Source organism: Hydrogenophaga sp. A37 (genome assembly GCF_002001205.1).
In the GTDB taxonomy this organism is placed as follows: Bacteria; Pseudomonadota; Gammaproteobacteria; order Burkholderiales; family Burkholderiaceae_C; genus Hydrogenophaga.
In genome coordinates, this window is sequence record NZ_MUNZ01000169.1 from 1 (window position 1) to 21,891 (window position 21,891).

17 protein-coding genes are annotated in these 21,891 nt (G+C 66.8%); 13 read left to right on the forward strand and 4 right to left on the reverse strand.

Annotated features, from left to right (window positions below; all coding sequences use genetic code 11):
- Positions 1-214: 214 nt before the first annotated feature.
- Positions 215-1,132: a LysR family transcriptional regulator gene (locus B0E41_RS22620; RefSeq protein ID WP_077334722.1), complete on the reverse strand. Its 918-nt coding sequence runs from the start codon at positions 1,130-1,132 to the stop codon at positions 215-217.
- Positions 1,133-1,287: 155 nt separating this feature from the next.
- On the opposite strand from B0E41_RS22620, the gene B0E41_RS22625 reads away from it, so the two are divergent.
- The 3 genes from B0E41_RS22625 (at position 1,288) to B0E41_RS22635 (ending at position 5,586) form a co-directional block, all read left to right on the forward strand.
- Positions 1,288-2,706 carry a VOC family protein gene (locus B0E41_RS22625; protein ID WP_077334724.1) on the forward strand — a complete coding sequence of 473 codons (1,419 nt, stop codon included), beginning with the start codon at positions 1,288-1,290 and terminating at the stop codon, positions 2,704-2,706.
- Positions 2,703-3,992 carry an FAD-binding oxidoreductase gene (locus B0E41_RS22630; RefSeq protein ID WP_077334726.1) on the forward strand — a complete coding sequence of 430 codons (1,290 nt, stop codon included), beginning with the start codon at positions 2,703-2,705 and terminating at the stop codon, positions 3,990-3,992. Before B0E41_RS22625 ends, B0E41_RS22630 begins: the two co-directional genes overlap by 4 nt.
- Positions 3,993-4,065: 73 nt before the next feature.
- Positions 4,066-5,586 (forward strand): aldehyde dehydrogenase family protein, encoded by a 1,521-nt coding sequence (locus B0E41_RS22635; RefSeq protein WP_077334728.1) that lies wholly within the window; start codon positions 4,066-4,068, stop codon positions 5,584-5,586.
- A gap of 141 nt (positions 5,587-5,727) precedes the next feature.
- Here the strand turns inward: B0E41_RS22635 and B0E41_RS22640 are convergent, their stop codons facing one another.
- A complete protein-coding gene (locus B0E41_RS22640) occupies positions 5,728-6,723 on the reverse strand; it encodes a LysR family transcriptional regulator (RefSeq protein ID WP_077334730.1) in 996 nt (331 codons plus the stop codon).
- A 108-nt stretch (positions 6,724-6,831) separates the two neighbouring features.
- Here B0E41_RS22640 and B0E41_RS22645 point away from each other — a divergent pair, with 108 nt between their 5' ends.
- From B0E41_RS22645 to B0E41_RS22670, 6 genes are all read left to right on the forward strand, one after another.
- Positions 6,832-8,340 carry a CoA-acylating methylmalonate-semialdehyde dehydrogenase gene (locus B0E41_RS22645; protein ID WP_077334732.1) on the forward strand — a complete coding sequence of 503 codons (1,509 nt, stop codon included), beginning with the start codon at positions 6,832-6,834 and terminating at the stop codon, positions 8,338-8,340.
- Positions 8,341-8,695: 355 nt separating this feature from the next.
- Complete coding sequence (locus tag B0E41_RS22650) at positions 8,696-9,118, forward strand: VOC family protein (protein ID WP_077334734.1); 423 nt, start codon at positions 8,696-8,698, stop codon at positions 9,116-9,118.
- A 150-nt stretch (positions 9,119-9,268) separates the two neighbouring features.
- Entirely contained in the window at positions 9,269-9,742 is a 474-nt protein-coding gene (locus tag B0E41_RS22655; RefSeq protein ID WP_077334736.1) for an SRPBCC domain-containing protein, read from the forward strand.
- 106 nt (positions 9,743-9,848) lie between these two features.
- On the forward strand, positions 9,849-10,280 hold the full coding sequence (locus B0E41_RS22660) for a DUF1579 family protein (protein ID WP_077334738.1): 432 nt from the start codon (positions 9,849-9,851) through the stop codon (positions 10,278-10,280).
- An 89-nt stretch (positions 10,281-10,369) separates the two neighbouring features.
- The gene (mgrA, locus tag B0E41_RS22665; protein ID WP_077334740.1) at positions 10,370-11,410 is read left to right on the forward strand and encodes an L-glyceraldehyde 3-phosphate reductase; all 1,041 of its coding nucleotides are present in this window, start codon (positions 10,370-10,372) and stop codon (positions 11,408-11,410) included.
- A 57-nt stretch (positions 11,411-11,467) separates the two neighbouring features.
- Entirely contained in the window at positions 11,468-12,595 is a 1,128-nt protein-coding gene (locus tag B0E41_RS22670; protein WP_077334762.1) for a GntR family transcriptional regulator, read from the forward strand.
- An 18-nt stretch (positions 12,596-12,613) separates the two neighbouring features.
- Here the strand turns inward: B0E41_RS22670 and B0E41_RS22675 are convergent, their stop codons facing one another.
- A complete protein-coding gene (locus B0E41_RS22675) occupies positions 12,614-13,966 on the reverse strand; it encodes an adenylosuccinate lyase family protein (protein WP_077334742.1) in 1,353 nt (450 codons plus the stop codon).
- A gap of 194 nt (positions 13,967-14,160) precedes the next feature.
- Here B0E41_RS22675 and B0E41_RS22680 point away from each other — a divergent pair, with 194 nt between their 5' ends.
- The 4 genes from B0E41_RS22680 to B0E41_RS22695 all read left to right on the forward strand — a co-directional run bounded on the left by B0E41_RS22680 (position 14,161) and on the right by B0E41_RS22695 (position 21,069).
- Positions 14,161-15,201: a porin gene (locus B0E41_RS22680; protein ID WP_253195100.1), complete on the forward strand. Its 1,041-nt coding sequence runs from the start codon at positions 14,161-14,163 to the stop codon at positions 15,199-15,201.
- A gap of 13 nt (positions 15,202-15,214) precedes the next feature.
- Positions 15,215-16,189: a tripartite tricarboxylate transporter substrate binding protein gene (locus tag B0E41_RS22685; RefSeq protein ID WP_077334746.1), complete on the forward strand. Its 975-nt coding sequence runs from the start codon at positions 15,215-15,217 to the stop codon at positions 16,187-16,189.
- A 240-nt stretch (positions 16,190-16,429) separates the two neighbouring features.
- The gene (locus B0E41_RS22690) at positions 16,430-19,252 is read left to right on the forward strand and encodes a hypothetical protein (protein WP_143433973.1); all 2,823 of its coding nucleotides are present in this window, start codon (positions 16,430-16,432) and stop codon (positions 19,250-19,252) included.
- Positions 19,253-19,296: 44 nt separating this feature from the next.
- Entirely contained in the window at positions 19,297-21,069 is a 1,773-nt protein-coding gene (locus B0E41_RS22695; RefSeq protein WP_143433974.1) for an ABC transporter substrate-binding protein, read from the forward strand.
- A 3-nt stretch (positions 21,070-21,072) separates the two neighbouring features.
- On the opposite strand, the gene B0E41_RS22700 is transcribed toward B0E41_RS22695, so the two are convergent.
- Complete coding sequence (locus B0E41_RS22700) at positions 21,073-21,873, reverse strand: alpha/beta hydrolase (RefSeq protein WP_077334750.1); 801 nt, start codon at positions 21,871-21,873, stop codon at positions 21,073-21,075.
- Between the last annotated feature and the right edge of the window lie 18 nt (positions 21,874-21,891).

The window sequence follows — 21,891 nt, forward strand, 5'->3', positions numbered from 1 at the left end:
GGCCAGGGCGGGCGTGCGAGCGCTGAACCAGGTGGCGAACAGCTCACGGACGGTGGCCAGGAACTGGCCGGAGGACGCATGGGAGAGGGTGGCGGTGGTCATGGAGACACTCCTAAAAAACAGGCAACAGCAATGTTGCACTGCAGTATAGGGTTAACCCTAGGTTTTGTGCTGGGGCGTGGTGCCTAATGGCCCCGTCCCTTTGCCAAAAAAGTCACGCGCCGGCCTCAGACGGCTGCGCAGCGCGCCGAATCCAGTCCCGGAATGCCTGCAGCGGCGGGTAGCCCTCGCGGTGCGCGGGCCAGGCCAGGTAATAGCTCCCGCTTTCCAGAGGGCCGTCCACCGGGATGACCAGATCGCCGCGCGCGAGCTCGCCGTCGATCAGGAACCGGGGCAGCAGGGCGCAGCCGAGGCCGGCAGTGGCGGCCTGCGCGGCCACCGCGAACTGATCGACCAGCATGCCGTGAACGTCGGCGGCGTGCACGCCCATCGCGGCGAACCAGCGTTCCCAGGCGTCGGGGCGGCTGACCAGGTGCAGCAAGGGCGCAGAGAGCAGATCGGCGGCGGATCGGATCGGGTGCCGCGCCAGCAGGCCGGGGCTGCACACCGGCACCACCGTCTCGTTCATCAGGACATCCAGTGTCGCGCCGGGCCACTGCGGCATGCCGAAGTGGATCGCGGCGTCCATCGATTCGGCCTGAAAGTCAAACGGCACCAGCCGCGTCGCCAGGTTGATGGTGATGCCGGGGTTGTGCGCCAGAAACTCGGGCAGCCGGGGCGCGAGCCAGCGGGTGCCAAAGGTCGGCAAGATGGCCAGGTTCAGCGTGCCGCCCCGGGGGTTGGCCCGGAAGGCCAGTGTCGCGGCGGACACGCGCCGCAGCGCGGCCCGGATTTCCTGGGCGTAGGCCTCGCCCGCCATCGTCAGGCGGACGGTCTGCCGCTCTCGGGTGAACAGCTCGGCCCCGAGCTGTTCTTCCAGTCCCCGGATCTGCCGGCTGACCGCGCTTTGCGTGAGGTGGAGTTCGACTGCGGCCGCGGTGAAGCTGCCCAGCCTGGCGGCCGCCTCTAGGGCTCTGAGCACGCCCATCGAAGGCAGGAACCGTGGGGGGATCTGGGTTTGAGTCATGGCCATGGGTCATTCCAAAACAGAATGACATTGCTCGGCATTATCGTTTGACCTGGGTCAAACTCTCAGCAAGACTACACCTCCGTACCGCGAAGTTGAGAACGTTTCAGAATGATCTGAGGGGTTCTCTGCGCCTGCGGGAATCCACTTCAGCCTGGCCCATGAACCACACCGCCCTCCTGAGTCCCGATGAAATCCGTTCGCGGTTTTCCGCCCTGATGTCCGAGATGTACCGGCAGGAGGTGCCGCAGTACGGCACCCTGCTGACGCTGGTGGATGAAGTCAACGAAGCGGCGGTGGCGCGCGATGGCGCCTTGCGCGCGCAGTTCGAGGGCGGGCCCGAGCGTGCGCGGCTCGACGTGGAGCGCCACGGCGCCATCCGGCTGGGCACGGCCCAGGAGTTGCACACCATGCGTCGCATCTTTGCCGTGATGGGCATGGAGCCGGTGGGCTACTACGACCTCTCGGTGGCGGGCGTGCCGGTGCATTCCACGGCATTTCGCCCGGTTGAACCGGCGGCACTGGCACGCAACCCGTTCCGGGTCTTCACCTCCTTGTTGCGGCTTGAGTTGATCGCCGATGAGGCCTTGCGTGAGACCGCCGCCGGGATTCTGCGGGGGCGCCACATCTTCACGCCACGCGCGCTGGCGCTGGTGGGCCGGTGCGAGGCCGTCGGTGGACTGACGTCCGACGAAGCCGATGCGTTTGTGTGCGAGGTGCGCGAGACCTTCCGCTGGCACCGCCAAGCCACGGTGTCGGCCGCAACCTACCAGCAACTGCACGATGCCCACCGCCTGATCGCCGACGTGGTGTGTTTCAAGGGCCCGCACATCAACCACCTGACGCCGCGCACGCTGGACATCGACGCCGTGCAGGCGGGCATGCCGCAGCACGGCATCACGCCCAAGGACGTCATCGAGGGCCCGCCGCCGCGCCGGGTGCCGATCCTGTTGCGGCAGACCAGTTTCAAGGCGCTGGACGAGCCGGTGTTGTTCCCGGAGGCCCGCGATGGCAACGCCGGGACCGGCGGCCAGATGGGCACGCACACCGCGCGCTTTGGCGAGATCGAACAGCGCGGCATGGCGCTGACCCGCAAAGGGCGGGCGTTGTATGACGCGCTGCTGCAACGCGTGCGCCAGGCCGACGGCGACGGCTCCGGCGGTGAAACCCAGGGCCACGAGCAACGCCTGGCCCAGGTCTTCGCGGCGTTTCCCGATGACATGGACGACCTGCGCCGCCAGGGACTGGGCTTTTTTCGCTACCGGTTGACACCGCTGGGCGAGCAGGCCAGCGGCGGCGCTGGGATGGTTTCGCAAGACATCGAGGCGCTGATCGGCGCCGGCCTGGTGCAGGCCGAACCCCTGATCTACGAGGACTTCCTGCCGGTCAGCGCGGCGGGCATCTTCCAGTCCAACCTCGGGGGCACGCAGCGCAAGACCTGTTCAGCCCAGGCCGCGCAGGCTGCTTTCGAGGCCGCGCTGGGCGCACCGGTGCACGACGAGGTGGCGCTCTACGAAGCTGCCGAGCGCGCTTCGCTGGCGGTGGTGAAGGCCGCGCTGTCCGACGCGGTGGTCGAGTGAACCGCGATCCCCGTTCACACGGCCTGTGGGAGGCCTTCGCGCCCCCGGCGCCGGTCACGCAGGCGCTGACCTCGACGGTGCACGCCGATGCGGTGGTGGTCGGCGCCGGGTACACGGGCCTGTCGGCCGCCTTGCATCTGGCGCAACGCGGTGCCCGCGTGGTGGTGCTGGAGGCGCAGGAAGTGGGCTTTGGTGGCTCCGGGCGCAACGTGGGCCTGGTCAACGCCGGGATGTGGGTCATGCCCTCCGCGTTGCCCGGCGAGCTGGGCGAAACACGGGGGAACCGGCTCCTGAACCAGTTGGGCAACGCGCCTTCCGTGGTGTTCGAGCTGATCGAGCGCCACGGCATGGACTGCGAGCCGCAGCGCAGCGGCACCCTGCACTGCGCCCCCGACGCGGCGGGTCTGCGCGACCTGCACGAACGCGCACGCCAGTGGCAGGCGCTGGGCGCGCCCGTGCGGGTGCTGTCCCAGGCCGAGACAGTGCAGAAAACCGGTACCGACGCCTACCTGGGCGCGCTGCTGGACCTGCGCGCGGGCACCGTCCAGCCCCTGGCCTACGCCCGGGGGCTCGCCCATGCCGCCATCGCCGCCGGCGCACAGCTGCACACCCGCACGGCGGTGACCTCGGTGCAGGATGAGAGTAGCCACTGGCGCGTCAACACCGTCGGCGGTGGCGCCGTTCACGCGCCCTGGGTGATCGTGGCCACCAACGCCTACTCCAACGCCGACGGGCCTTGGGGCGCGCTGCAGGCCGAGCTGGTCCGCCTGCCGTACTTCAACATGGCGACGGCCCCGCTGCCGCCCGAGCTTCTGAAGCACATCCTGCCGGAGCGCCAGGGCGCCTGGGACACGCGTCAGGTGCTGTCTTCGTTTCGCCTCGACCGCCGGGGACGCCTGGTGTTGGGCAGCGTGGGGGCGCTGCGTGGTCTGGGCCATCGTGTCCACCGCGACTGGGGCCTCCGCGCCCTGGTCAAGCTGTTCCCGCAGCTGCGTGGCGTGGCCTTTGAACACGGGTGGTACGGGCAGATCGGCATGACGGCCAACGCGCTGCCGCGTTTTCACCCACTGGCCCGCAACACCGTGGCCTTCTGCGGCTACAACGGGCGCGGCATCGCACCCGGCACGGTGCTGGGCCGCGAGCTGGCGCGCCTGGTGCTGGGTGAGACCACGGCAGCCGAGCTGGCGCTGCCCGCCACCGACACCGTGCCGGTGCGGCTGAAGGCGGCGCGGGAGGCTTTTTACGAGGTGGGCGCGCAGATGTCGCACTTGGCCGGCGCACGATAGAAAACCCTCTGTGTGGCTTCCTCCACCTCGACTTCTCCTTTCATGACATTCCCTGAAATCCGCTGAAATCCCCATGACCCCATCTCTGACCCAAACCACTTCGCAACTGCTGACCCGCCTCGGTGTGGAACCCAGCGCTTTCACTGGCGGTGCACTGACCGTGCGCTCGCCCATCGACGGCAGCGTGATCGGCGCTGTGCACCCGATGTCGACCGAGGCGGTTGCCCAGGCCGTCGGCCGGGCCGAGTTGGCCTTCAAGGCCTGGCGCAACGTGCCTGCGCCGCGCCGCGGCGAGCTGATCCGCCTGTTCGGCGAGGAACTGCGCGAGCACAAGCAGGCGCTGGGCGAGCTGGTGTCGGTGGAGGCGGGCAAGATCCGCTCCGAAGGTCTGGGCGAGGTGCAGGAAATGATCGACATCTGCGACTTCGCGGTCGGTCTCTCGCGCCAGTTGTACGGCCTGACCATCGCCTCGGAGCGCCCCGGCCACCGCATGATGGAGACTTGGCACCCGCTGGGTGTGGTGGGCGTGATCAGCGCCTTCAATTTCCCGGTCGCGGTCTGGGCCTGGAACGCCGCGCTGGCCGTGGTCTGCGGCGACGCCGTGGTCTGGAAGCCGTCGGAGAAGACGCCGCTCACCGCCCTGGCCTGTCAGGCCTTGTTCGAGCGCGCCGCCCGGCGCTTTGGCGACGATGCGCCGGCCGGCTTGTCAACGCTGGTGATCGGCGCGCGCGATGCGGGCGAGGCGCTGGTGGACGACGTGCGTGTGGCCCTGGTCTCAGCCACCGGCAGCACCCGCATGGGGCGCGAGGTCGGCCCGCGCGTGGCGCGCCGTTTCGGTCGCTCGCTACTGGAGCTGGGCGGCAACAACGCGGTCATCGTCGCGCCGTCGGCCGACCTCGACCTGGCCGTGCGCGGCATCGCCTTCGCCGCCGTCGGCACCGCCGGCCAGCGCTGCACCAGCACACGCCGCCTGATCGTGCACAAGAGCCACCAGGAGGCCCTGGTGCAGCGGCTGAAGAAGGCCTACGCCGGCCTGCCCATCGGCCACCCGCTGGCGGCCGACACCCTGGTCGGGCCGCTGATCGACGCCCAGAGTTTCGAGGCCATGCAAGGCGCTTTGCGCGCGGCCGTCGAACAGGGTGGCCAGGTGTTCGGCGGTGAACGGGTGTTGCAAGAGCCGTTTCCCAACGCCTACTACGTCAAACCGGCCATCGTGGAGATGCCCGCGCAAACCGACACGGTCTGCCACGAGACCTTCGCCCCCATCCTGTACGTGATGACCTACGAGCGTTTCGAGGATGCCGTGGCGCTGCAGAACGCCGTGCCCCAGGGCCTGTCCTCGGCCATCTTCAGCAACGACCTGCGCGAGACCGAGGCCTTCCTCGCGGCATCGGGCTCTGACTGCGGCATCGCCAACGTGAACATCGGCACCTCGGGCGCCGAAATCGGCGGCGCCTTTGGCGGCGAGAAGGACACCGGTGGAGGGCGCGAGTCCGGCTCGGACGCCTGGAAGGCCTACATGCGCCGTGCCACCAACACCATCAACTACTCGCGCGAGCTGCCGCTGGCGCAAGGGGTGCGCTTTGACGTTTGACGTCCCCCTGTAGCGCTTCGCGCTACCCCCCAGGGGCGGCACTGGCCGTCCGGCAGAGCCGGCCCGGCGGTGCCCTGGGCTGGACCGCTTCATGCCTTGCGGGTGGCGCTCCGGTGCCATGGGAACGGACACGGCTTCGCCTCATTGTTCGTGGCCTTCCGTTGATTGTTTTGTCTTTGTGTTGACGCCCTCGCCAAACCCCGGCGCCAGCGCCTCCCGCAGGTAGGCCACCAGGGCCGTCACCGCGCGCGGCACGTGGGCCGAATAGGGCCGGATCGCGTAGAGCTGTTCGGCGAACGCGCCCACCGGTTTCCACGCTGGCAGCACCGTCACCAGCTTGCCCGCGAGCAGGCTGGCCTGCGCGCTGAAGTCGGGCAGCAGCGCAATGCCCAGCCCGCCCAGGGCCGCGTCGCGCAGGGCCTCGCTGTTGTTGGCGGCCAGCGAGCCCGACACCTGCACCGTCACCCGCTCGGTGCCGGCCTGGGCCGAGAGCGGCTCCAGCGTCCAGGCCGGCGTGTCCTGCGAGCGCGGGTAGTGCAGGCAGTTGTGCTGCGCCAGGTCGGCCGGCGTCTGCGGTGTGCCCTGGCGGCGCAGGTAGGCGCGGCTCGCCACCAGCACCGAGCGGGTGGCGCACAGCGTCCAGGCCACATGGGTGTCGGGCGGGTTGGCCGTGTGGCGGATCGCCAGGTCGAAGCCCTCGGTGGCCAGCGACGACAGGTGGTCCGACAGGTTCAGCTCCAGCCGCACCTCGGGGTACTCGCGCAGGAAACCGGCCAGGCGCGGCACCAGTTGCTGGCGGGCGAAGGCCACGGGCGCCGTCACGCGCAGCAGGCCACGCGGCGCGCCCGCCGCGTCGCGTACCTGCGCGAAACACTGCGCGATGTGCTCGAACGAGGCCCGGGTGTCGTCCACCAGGCGCTGGCCGGCTTCCGTCAGGCGCACGCTGCGCGTGGTGCGCTGCACCAGCGCCACGCCCGCCATGCGCTCCAGCTCGGCGATGCGCTGGCTCACCGCCGCCTTGCTCACGCCCAGCCGCGCCGCTGCCGCCGTGTAGCTGCCCTGCTGGGCCAACACACCCAGCCAGTGGAAGTGGCCCCAGAGCTCTTGATGCCGTTCGTGGATTTTCGATTCGCTCATGAGGCGTATTGTTCATCAATCTGAACAATCAATTCAGGTTTTCGGCCTTGTATCGGGTGGGTGCGCTCCCTACACTGCATCCACCGTTCACCCACACCGAGACACACCATGACCACCGCCATCACCCACTTCATCGCTGGCGCCCGCGCTGCCGGCACCTCCGCCCGCGCGCAGGACGTGTTCAACCCCGCCACCGGCGCCGTCACCGGCCGCGTATCGCTGGCCAGTGCCACCGACGTGGACACGGCGGTGGCCGCCGCGCAGGCCGCGTTCCCGGCCTGGTCCGACACGCCACCCATCCGCCGCGCGCGCGTGATGTTCAAGTTCTTGGAGCTGGTGAACCTGCACAAGGACACGCTGGCCCAGCTGATCACCGCCGAACACGGCAAGGTGTTCACCGACGCGCAGGGCGAGGTGGCGCGCGGCATCGACATCGTCGAGTTCGCCTGCGGCATTCCGCAGCTCTTGAAGGGCGATTTCACCGACCAGGTGTCCACCGGCATGGACAACTGGACCATCCGCCAGGCACTGGGCGTGGTGACCGGCATCACGCCGTTCAACTTCCCGGTCATGGTGCCCATGTGGATGTTCCCGGTGGCGATTGCCGCGGGCAACACCTTCGTCTTGAAGCCCAGCCCCATCGACCCCAGCGCCAGCCTGTTCATGGCCGATCTGCTGAAGCAGGCTGGCCTGCCCGACGGCGTGTTCAACGTGGTGCAGGGCGACAAGGAAGCCGTGGACGCGCTGCTGGTGCACCCGGACGTGAAGGCGATCAGCTTCGTGGGCTCCACGCCCATCGCCAACTACATCTACGAAACCGGCGCCCACCACGGCAAGCGCGTGCAGGCCCTGGGCGGCGCGAAGAACCACATGGTGGTCATGCCCGACGCCGACCTGGACCAGGCGGTGGACGCGCTGATCGGCGCGGCCTACGGCTCGGCCGGCGAACGCTGCATGGCCATCAGCGTGGCGGTGCTGGTGGGCGACGTGGCCGACAAGATCATGCCCAAGCTGATCGAGCGCACCAAGGCGCTCAAGGTGCTCAACGGCACCAACCTCGCCGCCGAAATGGGCCCCATCGTGACCGCCGCCGCGCACCAGCGCATCACCGGCTACATCGAGGTGGGTGCGGCCGAAGGCGCCCAACTGCTAGTGGACGGCCGCCAGTTCGATGCGAAGCAGCCCGGCGAAGGTTGCGAAGGCGGTTTTTGGATGGGCGGCACGCTGTTCGACCACGTGAGCACCGACATGCGCATCTACAAGGAAGAGATCTTCGGCCCGGTGCTGAGCTGCGTGCGCGTGGCCGATTTCGCCGAGGCGGTGCAGATCATCAACGACCACGAGTTCGGCAACGGCACGAGCTGTTTCACCCGCGACGGCAACGTGGCGCGCGAGTTCGCCCGCCGCATTCAGGTGGGCATGGTCGGCATCAACGTGCCGATCCCCGTGCCCATGGCCTGGCAGGGTTTCGGTGGCTGGAAGAAGAGCCTGTTCGGCGACATGCACGCCTATGGCGAAGAGGGCGTGCGCTTCTACACCAAGCAGAAGTCGATCATGCAGCGCTGGCCAGAATCGATTGGCAAAGGGGCTGAGTTTGTGATGCCGACGGCGAAGTAGATACCCCCCGCGCCGCCTGCGGCGTCATCCCCCCAGGGGGCGCCACTGGCGGCCCGGCGAAGCCGGTTCCGCGGTGGCACTGGAATCAGACACTTCTGGCCTCGTTGCGCTTTGGCGTGGCGGGGCCTTTTCTTTGGCTGCTTCCGTGGTGGGTCTGAGCTGGGCGGAGGGCTGCCCTCATGTCCCCCGACGGCCTGCGGGCACTGCAACCGCGGCGGGGCAGCGTTGAACCCGCGAAAAATTGCTGGGAACTCCGCAGATCTGCAAGACATCCATAGCAAACACACGGGATTCAATTCAGTACATCGTCCAGCAACATCTTGGCCATCAGCGACGGCGCAACTCGGAGAAAAGCATGAACCCACACATCACAGTTCTCACGCTCGGGGTTGATGACCTCGAACGCTCTGTAGCGTTCTACCGCGAAGGTCTTGGCTTCAGTACAGAAGGCATCATCGGCTCAGAGTTCGAGAATGGAGCAGTTGCCTTCTTCAATCTACAAGCCGGCCTGAAGTTGGCTCTTTGGCCTCGCAGCAGCATTGCCGCAGACACCGGCCTCACAAAGAACCCGTCTTCCTCCACAGAATTCACCATGGGCCACAACGTGGGTTCGCCAGCGGAAGTCGATGAAGTCATGGCTCAAGCCACCAAAGCTGGAGCCGCAATTGTCAAGCCAGCCCAAGCCACGTTCTACGGTGGGTATGCCGGCTACTTCAAAGACCCGGACGGGCATATCTGGGAAGTCGTCTTCAATCCCGCCATCTCCTCGCTGGGCTAGGTTCCACATGCATCCCTACGAGACAGCGATGCCTAACCCTTTATCAAGGGGGATGTCCAAGGGCTATCACCGTTGGCCGCCCCTCGTGTCAAACGTTCGGCATCGCAGATACGGCACGCCGCGCTAGCCACATTTTTGGAGGTACACACCATGCGCACCACCGTCGCAACGGTCTCTCAACTTGTCAATTGCGAAGCAGTCGATGCTTTTGATGCGTTCGCTGAGCCAGACAAGATCACTCAGTTCTGGCTTAACTCCACCAGCGGACGGCTGACTGAAGGAGCCAGACTAACTTGGCACTTTATGGTCCCAGGTGTCACCGATACGCTAACGGTTGACATATGCAAACGGCCCAGTCTGATACAGCTCACTTGGTCAGACGGATCAAAAACCAAGCTCGAGTTTTCAGAGCATGCCCAAGGCCAAACCAAAATTTCGGTTTCCGCTGAGGTCCCTGAAACGACGGACCACATGGACCAGGTTGTAAACACCACCGAGGGCTTTGCTATCGTCCTCTGCGATTTGAAGACGTTGTTGGAGTCTGGCCGTTCCGCCAATCTCGTGCGAGCCAAGGCAGAACTCATTGCCGCCTCCATGGCAGCGCAAAAGCACGACAAACGTTAGCCATCGTAGAGCGCCGCATCGCCCATCAGCCCGCACATTGCCTCTCAAGTCATTGACGCGGCAAGCCGTTGAACTGGGGTTGGGGTCCACGAGGTAAGGAGAAGCCATGCCAGCAAACCGAATGACAAAGTTCGAAGTCTTCATCGGCATGTGGAACACGACTGGCGAAGTACTCGAAACAGAGGCAAGTCCTGCCGGCATCTTGTCTGCTACAGACACTTATCGATGGTTGCCGGGTAAGCACTTCATCGTGCACGATGTCGACGCGCGCTTTGACAGTCAGCCAACTCGATCCATGGAAGTGATGGGATTCGACGCTTCCAAGAAGCAGTACTTCGCAAGATCATTCGATGATCAAGGTTTGACAGAGGCCTTTGTCGTTGCCCTCGATGGCCGGCGTTGGAGCATCAGCGGAGAGACAGTACGGTTCAAAGGCAGCTTCGACGTGCAGAAGAACCGCCTTACAGGGCTTTGGGAGCTCAAGGGAAGCAAGGCCGGTTGGCAGCCATGGATAAAGCTCGAGTTGGTTCGGGCATGAGCGAACGAAAGGGTTGTTCCAACAAACGACACGGTTACCGCGAAGTTACTGGGTAGAGTGCAACGCACCGCACAACCGGAGACGCAAGAATGTACTCAGCCAACCCCACCCGCTACGACCGCCTGCCCTACCGCACCGTCGGCAAAAGCGGGCTCAAACTGCCCAGCATCACCCTCGGCCTGTGGCACAACTTTGGCGACACCACACCCATGGCCACGCAGCGCGCCATGCTGCGCACCGCCTTCGACCTGGGCATCACCCACTTTGATCTCGCCAACAACTACGGCCCGCCCTACGGCAGCGCCGAGACCAATTTCGGCGAACACCTGCGCCGCGACTTCAAACCCTACCGCGACGAGCTGATCATCTCCAGCAAGGCCGGTTACGACATGTGGCCCGGGCCTTACGGGCAGGGCGGCGGTTCACGCAAATACGTGCTCGCCAGCCTCGACCAGAGCCTCAAACGCATGGGGCTGGACTACGTCGACATCTTCTATTCCCACCGCTTCGACCCCGACACCCCGCTGGAAGAAACCATGGGCGCGCTGGCCACCGCGGTGCAGCAGGGCAAGGCGCTGTACGTGGGCATCTCCAGCTACTCGGCCGGCAAGACGCGCGAGGCGGCGGCCATCCTGCGGCAGATGGGCGTGCCGCTGTTGATTCACCAGCCGTCGTACAGTCTGTTGAACCGCTGGGTCGAAGAAGACCTGCTTCAGACCCTGCAGGCCGAGGGCATGGGCTGCATTGCCTTCAGCCCGCTGGCGCAGGGCCTGCTGACGAACAAGTACCTCAACGGTGTGCCGGTCGATGCGCGCATCCACCGGCCGGGCGGCAGCTCGTTCAAGACCGAGCACCTGAGCGAGCAGAACCTGGCCCATGTGCGTGCGCTGAACCAGATCGCCGAGGCGCGCGGGCAGAGCCTGGCGCAGATGGCGGTGGCCTGGGTGCTGCGCCAGCCGGGCATGAGCTCGGCGCTGATCGGCGCCAGCAAGCCCGAGCAGATCAAGGAGCTGGTGGGCGCACTGGACCGGCTCGACTTCAGCGCCGACGAGCTGGCGGCCATCGACGGTCATGCGGTGGACGGCGGCCTCAACCTCTGGAGAAAGCCGTCGACCGATCAGCGGTTGTGATGGGGATGAGAGGCCGCGCGCTCCACTGAATAGGGCGCGCTGGGTGTGTTGTATTGTATGGAGATGCATATTTCCAACCCCGACATGGAGCACTACCTCGAACAACTGGCCCGTGGGGCCAGTCCAGGCGATCAGTTGCCGACGATCCGCGAGTTGATGCGGGGTTACGGGGTCTCACAGATCCGTGTGCAGCGGGCTTTCCAAAGCCTGAAAGCGCGGGGACTGATCGAGTCCCAGGTGGGTCGGGGGACCTACTTTCGTGGCGCGGCCGACCCCGCAGCGACCGCTCCCCGGCACACCCATGCGCCTGTGACGGGGGGCCGAGCCCCGGCCTCTGCGGTGAAGTCCGTCTTGCTGTTGCGTCGCTCAATCAGCATCGCTCGCGGACGGGTGTTGCTGGAGGGGCTGCAGCGCCGCCTGGCAGCTGAAGGCCACCGCGTGCTGGAGTTGTCCTACACAGATCCCGACCATGCTCTGGTGGTTCTGAAGGGGCTGCCCCGCTTCGACGCTTGTGTCGTGCAGTCGAGCTACAAGACCATTCCCATCGCGCTGCTCGCTGCCTTGAAGGACAAGAGCGATGTGGTCGCGGTCGATGGTGCTGTGCTCGTGGGGGCCGATGTCGAGTCGGTCGGCACAGAGTGGGGCGAGCCACTGGCCGAAGCGGTCGATGTGCTGCAGCGGCAGGGCCATCGACGCATCGGATTCGCCGTCACCTCGCTGCCATTTCTTGCCACCCAGCTGGCGAGGCGCCGCTTCGACCGATTTCGCGAAACCTTGTCCGGGGTCGAACTGCAGGAGTTGGCCATCCCCTTCCTGCCCGACGGTGACTACGTGTCCACGCTCGTGGGCCGGCTCAAGGCCAGCCTCGATGAGTCAGGGCAACTGCCGTTCACTGGCCTGGTCGTCTGGGGGGTCGAGGACGGGGCGCGCCTTCTCGCGGAGCTGTCGCAGGCGGGCATGGCCGTCCCGCAGGCCTTGAGCGTGGTGCTGCTCGGCCGGGTGGACTTGGCGAACGAACACGCCGACTTTTTCCACACGGTGGGGTGTCGCGTGAGCGATCAGATCGATGGGCTGCACCAAGCCATTCACGCCCGTTGGAGCGACCCCTCGGCACCCCACGGCATCCACCTCATTCCAGTGGCTGCGCGCACGGGTCAGTCGGTGGCCCCACCCGCCAACGGGTAGTGGGAACCCAATCCCCGCTCAGCTCGACCGGCCCACTCGCTCGACGACATCGTTGGTGATGGCGACCGATTCACCCAGGTAGGCCTGCGGGTCCAGTGCCGCCGCGAAGTCGTCGGGGAGGGTCTGCCCCATGTCCCGCGCCTGCGCCAGGATCGCGTTCATGAACGGTGTGTGGTCCGACTGTGATCGCTGCGCTGCGGCGTACAGAAGCCGGTGCGCTTGGTGGCGGCCCATCTGCTGGGTCAGTCGCATCATCGCGGCCTCCGAGACGATCAGGCCGTTCGACAAGGCCAGGTTCCGCTGCATCGCTTCCGGGGCGATGACCAGGCCTTGCGCCAGCCGGGCCAGCGTCTCGGCGATGGAGGTGGCGATGATCGCGACCTCGGGCAGCAAGGAGTCGGTCACGTTGGTGGCCGAGGCGTCGCCCTCGTCCATCCGGACCATGGCCTCCAGTGCAACGGGCACGCGAGCGCGCAACATGCGCGCCAGGCTGGACAGCAGCAGGGCGGTCGAGGGGTTGCGCTTCTGGGCCATGGTGGAGCTGCCGACCTTGCCCATGTGGAACGCCTCGGCCACCTCGCCGATCTCGGTGCGCTGCATGAACACGATGTCCTGAGCGATCTTCTGCGCGGTCCCCGCGAGCAGGCCCAGCGCGGTGATGTAGTCGCTGGCCCGGTCGTAGGACGAGCGCATGGGCAGGCCCGCCGCTTGCAGCCCCAGGTGCTCGGCCATGCGCACCTCAACTTGGCGCCCCACCTCACCGGTGGCTGCAAACGTGCCGACGGCGCCGCCCATGCAGGCTGGAAAACACGGTGCCAGTCGTTGGTTCAGGCGGCTGCGTTGCCGATCCAGTTCGTCGATCCAGCCGGCCAGCTTGAACCCGAAGGTCATGGGCAGCGCGTGTTGCCCGTGGGTGCGACCAGGCATCGCCGTGTGCCGGTGCTCCAGTGCGAGCGCGCTGAGCGTGGCGATCGCTTCGCTCAGGTGAGCCACCAGCACCTGATGTGTTTCGGTCATCTGCAGTGCGCTGGCCGTGTCGAAGATGTTCTGGGTGGTGGCGCCCCAGTGGATGAAGCCGGCGGCCGGGTCGCCGCACAGGGTTTCAAACCGGTGCAACACCGGGACGAGGGGATGTTGCGCATGGGCAATGTCTTGCGCCAGCAGGCCGGTGTCGAACAAGCGGGCATCGGCCTGCTCGGCGATGGTGCGCGCCGCCGCCGCTGGGATCACCCCCAGGTCGGCCTGGGCGCGGGCGAGTGCGGCCTCCACAGTGAGCCACGCCTGAAGGGTGGCGACGTCGCTCCAGATGCGCTTGGCTTCCTGGCTGAACCAGTGACCTGTGATGAATGACTCGAACATACCGATGGCCATGGCGCGGTTCTCTGGGTGTGGTGTGGGCGGCCATACAGCCGAGCGTGCGGATTGTATTGTATTTATCTTTCTTCCCTATGTATGGCAATTTATCATTGATTTAATGAGATTAAAACAAGTGTTTGACTGAGGTTAAGTGTATCCATACAATATGTACGTCGGTGTATTGTGCCGATTTCAAAAAGGAGACATTTGTGAAGACTCTGTCCATGGCGAGGCTCCCTCGCACCCTTGGTGCTGCGGCCACTCGGCCCGGTCTGTTGTTGGCGTTTGCAGGGCTGGTGGTGACGAACCCGGTGTTCGCGCAGTCGTCCGTGTCGATCTACGGCATCGTTGACCAGGGCCTGGCAAAGGCCAACAGCGGCACCACTCCTGGCAGCATGCTGCCGGGACGGGGAGCGGCTTCAGACGTCCTGACGATGAAGGCGGGCAACACCTCCCGCATCGGATTTCGCGGTCGAGAGGACCTGGGGAACGATGCCTACGCCCGCTTTCAGTTCGAACACCGCTTTGCGGCAGACACCGGCGCTTCCAGCAATGCCAACGTGTTCTGGTTGGGGCGCTCTGTGGTGGCGCTCGGCAGCAAACAATGGGGCGAGCTGTATGCCGGGCGTGAGTACTCGCCAGCGTTCTGGGTGGCACTGAATGCCGACCCGACCTCCTGGAGCTACGTCAGCCAACTGGGTGGCACCTACACCTATGCCAACTACACGCCGGTGGAGGCGACCGTCGAATCGTCCAACATCCGCTGGAACAACTCGCTGGGCTACAAGTCCCCGGACATGGCGGGCTTCACGTTCGAGGTGGCCACCGCCTTGGGCGAAGGGGTGCGCAAGAAGTCCACTTCAGGGAATGCGCAATACAAGACCAGCCAGCTGTGGTTCGGTGTGGCGTTCGATCGGCTGGACGCCGACAACAACCTGGCGCTGGCGGCGGCCGGATACGACTTCGGCGTGGTGTTCCCCAAGCTGAGCTACAGCCGCGCCAAGGGGGGTGTGAATGGGGATGCGAAGTCCTACAGCCTGTCGGCACTGGTGCCCACCGGTTTTGGGCGTGCCTACGCATCGTTCGGCAGCCACCGCCCGGCGGCAGGACTGAACGCCAAGATGATCGGCGCAGGGGTTCAGTACGACCTGAGCAAACGAACCCTGCTGTACACCAACCTGGGGTCCGCCCTGCGCGACGGCTCGACCCGCACGACGGCCGTCGATGTCGGCATCAAGCACAGCTTCTGAAAAGGACGATCAGATGACACACGGATTTTTTCGCTCTCTCGTGGTGCTCGCTGTGGGCGCGTTCTGGGGCCTCTCTGCGCAGGCGCAGTCGGACAAGGCCATCTCGCTGGTGGTGGGTTATTCAGCAGGGGGCAGCGCCGATCTGGTGGCCCGTGTGGTGGCCAATGCCCTGTCCAAGAAGCTGGGCGGCAGGCAGGTCATCGTGGAGAACAACGCTGGCGCCAGCGGGATGCTGGCCTTGCAGCGGGTGCTCAATGCGCCCGCCGACGGTGGTTTGATCTACATGGGGGGCACCGACACCGTGCTGATTCCCATGGTGAACCAGAAGGTCAAGCACGACTGGGCCAAGGACTTCGAGCCGCTGGGCCGAATGACCACCGTTCCGATGATCTTCGCGGTCAACAAGACGTCCCCCTACGCGACCTTGCCCGAGCTGATCGCTGCCATGCAAAAACGGCAAATTGAACAGTTCAACTACGCGACCCCAGGGATCGGAACCATGCAGCATCTGTATGGGGCGCTGATCAACAAGCAGGCCAAGATCGCCATGCTGCACATCCCCTACAAGGGGGGCGCGCAGATTGCCAACGATCTGGTGGGAGCCCAGGTCGACAGCGCCATGTTGGTCTTGTCCACCGCGATGCCCTTCTTGAAGGACGGGAAGATCAAGGCCCTCTCGGTGTCGGATGTTGCCCGTGTCCCCCAGTTGCCGAATGTGAAGCGGATCGGCGAAGAAGAGGGTTTCCAGGGGATGGCATTGCCGCTGTGGCAAGGCCTTTTCGTGAAAGCGGGCACGCCGCCAGCGACGGTGGCTGCCTATGAGAAGGCCTTGCTGGAGGTGCTGGAGCAGCCCGAGGTTCGCAGCAAGTTGCAAGAGGGCGGCATCACGGCGGCGCCGATGAACGGACGCGACTTGAAGGCCTTTGTGCACGTCCAGGAAAAGGTCTACCAGGACATCGTCACCGCGACCAAGATTGCATTGGATTAGCGTTCTCCGAGTGGGGCGCCCCCTGCCCAGCAGGGTTCGGGAAGCGTCTTTTGTGCCCACCCGCGTTCAAGTGGGTGGGCCTTTTTTGCCGTCGGCGCGAGCTGTTCCGGACGGAACCTCGCACCGGTAGGACCGCACACCGCCTCGACACCGACAGGCCAGGCCGCCCTTTGGAGCCACCCTCAGCGCCGCCCGACGGTTGGTCGCGTTTCCCTGCTGGCGTAGCGGGTATAAGGCGCCATGACCGCCTTCTGCCCTCCTTTTTTTGCGTCTGGCTGGGCGCGCAAGGCGCCCCTGGTGGCGCTGACCGTCGCGGCCCTGTCGCTGCTGTCGGCCTGTGGTGGGGGGACGTCCGGGGCCGGCGGTGGCGGTGGCAAAACCGCCGATGCGGCGACCATCGCGTCGACGCCTGCCACGGTCTCCGTTGACGAGCGGACGGTCGCGTTGCAAAGCGAGGGCGCTCGCCTCAACACCGCTGAGCTGGAGGCGGCGGAGGCGGCCACCCCACCGGTGCCGGCGGCCAAGGCATTGCCCCATGCCATGTCCAAGGCCGTGGCCGGCGCGGTGCCGGTCTACCGGTTTTTCAACACGCGAACCAGCGCGCACTTCTACACCACCAGCGCGACCGAGCGCGACCAGATCCGCAACACCCTGCCGCAGTTTCTGTACGAGGGTGTGGCCTTCTCGGCCATCGGCGTGGCGGGCGCGGGGCTGAGCCCGGTGCACCGCTTCTTCAACACGCAAACCGGGGTGCATTTCTACACCATCAGCGAAGACGAGAAGAACCACATTCAGGCCACGCTGCCGCAGTTCCAATACGAGGGCGTGGCCTACCACGCGAGCAAGGTGGCCGGGGACGGGCTGATCCCGCTCCACCGCTTCTACCTGGCGGCCAAGGGTTTCCATTTCTACAGCGCCTCGTCCACCGAAACCGCCCACATCAAGACCACGCTGCCGCAGTACGCCTACGAAGGCGTGGCCTATCACGTGCCCGGCACGGTCGAGCTGGTGGCGGGGGTGAGCAACCCGATCCTGTTCGTCACCCAGGTGCCGCACACCGCCGACTTCGCCGCGCGCATGTCCACCTTCGCCAACCACCTCGCCCGGCCCGACCACGTGCCGCGCGGCGGCGACCTCTACATCCGCTACCCCGACGCCACACTGCGCAACCTGACCCGCGAGGCCGGCTTCGGCATGGACGGGCTTCAGGGCGTGCAGGCCATCGCGGTGCGCGAGCCCTCGGTGCACTGGAGTGGCAACAAGGCGCTGTTCAGCATGATCGTCGGCGCGCCGGCGGTGCGTTACCAGGTCAAAACCTTCTACTGGCAGATCTATGAAGTGAGTGGCCTGGCCAAGGGCGAGACGGTGACGATCAGCAAGGTGGCAAACCAGCCGCTGACCTACAACAACGTGTCGCCGTTCTACGGCACCGACGACCGCGTGCTCTTCACCTCCGACCGCCCCCGGGGCGGCGAAGCGCACCTCTACCCGCAGCTCGACGAGTACGAGAGCACGGCCATCGTCACCGGCATCTGGAGCTTGAACCCGGCCAACGGCGATCTGTGCCTGCTCAACCACACCGTCAGCGGCGCGTTCTCGCCCAGCATCGACAGCGCCGGCCGGGTGGTCTTCACCCGCTGGGACCACCTGCAGCAGGACCAGCAGGCCGACGCCCAGCGCGCAGGCAGCGCCGACTACGGCGCCACGACCTACGCGAGCGAGGCGGCCGGGGCGGCTTCGCTGGGCCTGACGGCCGAGGTGTTCCCCGAAAAGCGGGCCAACCACAGCGGGGCCTTCGGCGCCGTGGCGGGCTACACCAACAACTTCTTTGCGCCCTGGCAGATCAACGAAGACGGCACCGACGAAGAAACGCTGAACCACGTGGGCCGGCACGAGCTGTCCTTCGGCTTCATCGGCGAGTCGTTCACCGACGACCCGGCGCTGACCTACTCGTCCAACCCGGCCTTCCGTGCCAACACCAAGTACCTGCGCGGCGACGGTGGGCTGATGCAGCTGCGCGAAGACCCGGCGCGCCCGGGCAGTTTCGTGGGCGTCTACGCGCGCGAGTTCGGGTCGCTATCCACCAACCAGATCGTGCGTTTCAACGGCGGCATCGGCGTCAACCCGGAGCAGATGGCCGTGACCGACGTGACCGCCCCCTCCAACCCCGACGGCTCCATCACCGGCGGTCGCTACCGCAACCCCTTGCCGCTGAGCACCGGGGCGCTGGTGGCCACGCACACGCCCACCGCCGCCGCGACGGCCGCGCAGATGACGCAGTTCCTGATCAAGCCGCTGACGGTGGGCGCGGGCGGGCTGCAGCAGGCCGGCACCTCGTTGACCGGTGGTGTGCGCAAGGCCCTCACCTGGTGGGACCCGGACACACAGCGCAGTTTTGACGGCCTGCTCTGGGAGCTGGAGGCGGTGGAGGTGGTGGCGCGCGCGCGCCCGGCCACCCGCCAGGCGCCGGCCTTGGCCACTCCCGAGCTGAGCGTGTTCAGCGAAGAGGCCGTGAACGAGGCGGAACTGCGCAGCTGGCTGCGGGCCAACGACCTGGCCCTGATCGTCACGCGCAACCAGACCTCGCGCGACCGCGCCGACCAGCAGCAGCCGTTCAACTTGCGGGTGCCCGGCGGCGTCAGCACCGTTGCGCCGGGCGGCGGCCGGGTCTACGACATCGCCCACTTCCAGCTCTTCCAGGCCGACCAGGTTCGCGGGTACCGGTTCCCCGGGCGCCGACCCATTGCAACGCCGATGCACGAGCCGCGCGCCGACCATCCGGCCAACCCGGGCGGGCCGCTCAGCAGCGTGCCGATCGCCGCCGACGGCTCCACGGCCGCCTTCGTGCCGGCCCGCCGCGCCATGACCTGGCAGACCACCGACGGCGCAGGCAACGCGGTGGTGCGCGAGCGGGTCTGGATCACCTTCCAGCCGGGCGAGGTGCGGGTGTGCGCGTCGTGCCACGGCGTGAACGAAAGAAACCAGGCCGGCGGGCTCGCGCCGACCAACAAGCCCGAAGCACTGCGCACCCTGTTGCGGCACTGGAAAACCTTGCACGGGTGATGCGGGTGCGAAGTCCGAACCCATAACAACACAGCGAGACAGGCATGAGCGCCGCGCCGGGCCGTTCCCAAGCCAGCTCGCACCGCAGCCCGCAGGGCGGAGGTATTCCAGTGAACGCGTTGAAGCTTGGGGCGATCTCGCTGCTGCTGTTGGTGGCCGGCTGCGGCGGCAACGACAGCTCGCGCACCACCGTGGCCCAGCCCCGCGTCGATCAGCGCGCCAGCACCCCGGTGGGCGACGCGGCCCCGGGGGCGCCAGCGACCGACGCCTCGGTGACGGAGCGCCGCCTTTTGGACGCGGCCGCCCTCAACACCGCCGAGCTCCAGGCCGCTGAAGGCTCGGGCGCGCCCCGCGGTTTGTCGGCCAAGGCCGCTGCGGTGGTGCTGCCGGTCTACCGCTTTTTCAACACCCAGACCAGCGCCCACTTCTACACCCTCAGCACCACCGAGCGCGACCAGGTGCGCAACACGCTGCCGGTGTTCAGCTACGAAGGCCCGGCCTTCTCGGCGGCCCCCAGCGCCGAGGCGGGGCTGAGCCCGGTGCACCGGTTCTTCAACGTGCAGACCGGGGTGCACTTCTACACCATCAGCGAAGACGAAAAGACGCTGGTGCAGAGCGCGCTGCCCCAGTTTCATTACGAAGGTGTGGCCTACCACGCCAGCCAGGTGGCGGGCGCCGGTCTGTTCCCGCTCTACCGGTTCTACCTGGCGAACAAGGGCTTCCACTTCTACACCGCCAGCGCCGCCGAAGCCGCGCAGGTGAGGGCCACGCTGCCGCAGTACCGCGACGAAGGTGTGGGTTACTACGTGCCGGGTGCCGCCAGCGGCACCCCTGCGCCGCAGGTCACCTTGACCGCCGCCAGCACCAGCGTGGCCCACGGCAGCGCGACCACCTTGACCTGGTCGGCCACCAACGCCACCGACTGTTCGGCCGCCGGCGGCTGGAGCGGCACCCAGCCTGTGGCTGGCAGTGGCAGCACCGGTGTGCTGACGGCCAGCAGCAGCTTCACCCTGATCTGCAGCGGCCCCGGTGGTTCGGGCAGCCAGTCGGTGGCCGTCGGCGTCACGGGAACCGGCGCCGTCACCGGCCTCAACTACCCCTCGAACCAGTCGTATTCGGACGACCTCCGGTTCAAGTTCACCGGCGCCAACCTGCTCGATCCCTACCCGGCGACCTACATCTGGCGCGTGAACCTGCGGCATCAGAACGGTTACTACACGACCTTCTTCTGGGGGCCCGACGGGCCCTTCACGGCCCAGGCGTACTACGGCGCCCATCCCTACCCCGACGGCGGCGGCAGCAACACCACGACGCACAAGTGGGAGGTCTCGATCGAAGGCACGGATGTCGTGACGGACCTGAACAGCCACCCGACGGCGGTGAACTACGGCGCCTGGCACACCCAGGCCCTGGTGGTGCGGCGGGTCAACACCGATGAAATCGAGGCCAGCTTCTACTGGAACCTGCCCGACACCACCCAGGTGATCCGGCACACCACGCAATACGCCGATTACGCCAACACCTTTGGCTCACGCCCCTATGCGGGCAAGGCTCTGAGCTTCGGCGACGCGCCCTGGTCCATCGGCAACGAGCGCCTGAGCGGCGTGCTGCGGGGCATCCAGATCTACGCCAACGTGCTGACGCTGCCCGAGATCCTGAACGAGGCGGCGGCGCCCCTGAGCACCGGCGCAGGGGCCGCGAACATCTGGTACCTGAACCTCAACCCCACACCCACCGACATCTCGGACCAATCGGGCCAAGGGCACCACCCGGCCTGGGCCGGTGCGGCGCGGCCCTCGTTGTGGGTCGGTCCCTGAGGTTCAGAGCCCGTTCAGAAAGCCCGCAATCGCCGCGTTCACGGGCTGGGGGTGGGTGATGGGCCCCATGTGGCCCAGGTCCGCCAACATCAGCCGTTTCACCCGCGGCAGGGTGTCGCACAGCAGCCGGGCAACGCCCTGGGCCGACGCGGGCGAGCGCTGGCCGACCATGTACAGCACAGGCACGTCGAGCGTGCGAAAGGCCGCCAGCGGCGTGGTGTCGTTGAACAACGCATCGCCCCAGCGCCGCACCTGCCGGACCGACTCGGCCATGGCGGGCTTGCGGGCTGTGGGCGTGGCCGCCCAACTGCCCGGGCCCATCCAGTAATCGATGAAGTGCTGGGCGGCGGTGTCCGTGTCGCCGCGGTCCAGCGCTTCGCCTGCGGCCCCGACAGCGTGGCGGATGCCGTCGGCCTCGTTCGGCGCGGGGGTTTCCTGCTCCAGCAGCGAAAACAGCGTGGGCTCGTACAGCGCCAGGGCGCGCACCCGGCCGGGGTGGCGCAGCGCCGCGATCAGCGCGACCGCCGCGCCGTAGGAGTGCCCCACCAGCACCAGCGGTGAACCGGCACGCGCCAGCACCGGCTCCAGCAGCGCAACCTCGTCATCGAGCCGCATGGGCTGGTGGTCGGCCGGCCAGGCCGGGCTTTTGCCCGCGTCGTAGCCGTCGGGTGCCAGCACATGGCAGGTGGGCGACAACAGGTCCATGAGCTCGCGCCACTGGCCTGAGTGGCTGGCGTTCGAGTGCAGGCACACCACGCCCGGGCCGGCGCCGGCTTCGCGGAAAAAGGGTTCGGGTGGGGACATGCGGGGCTCCAGTCGGTG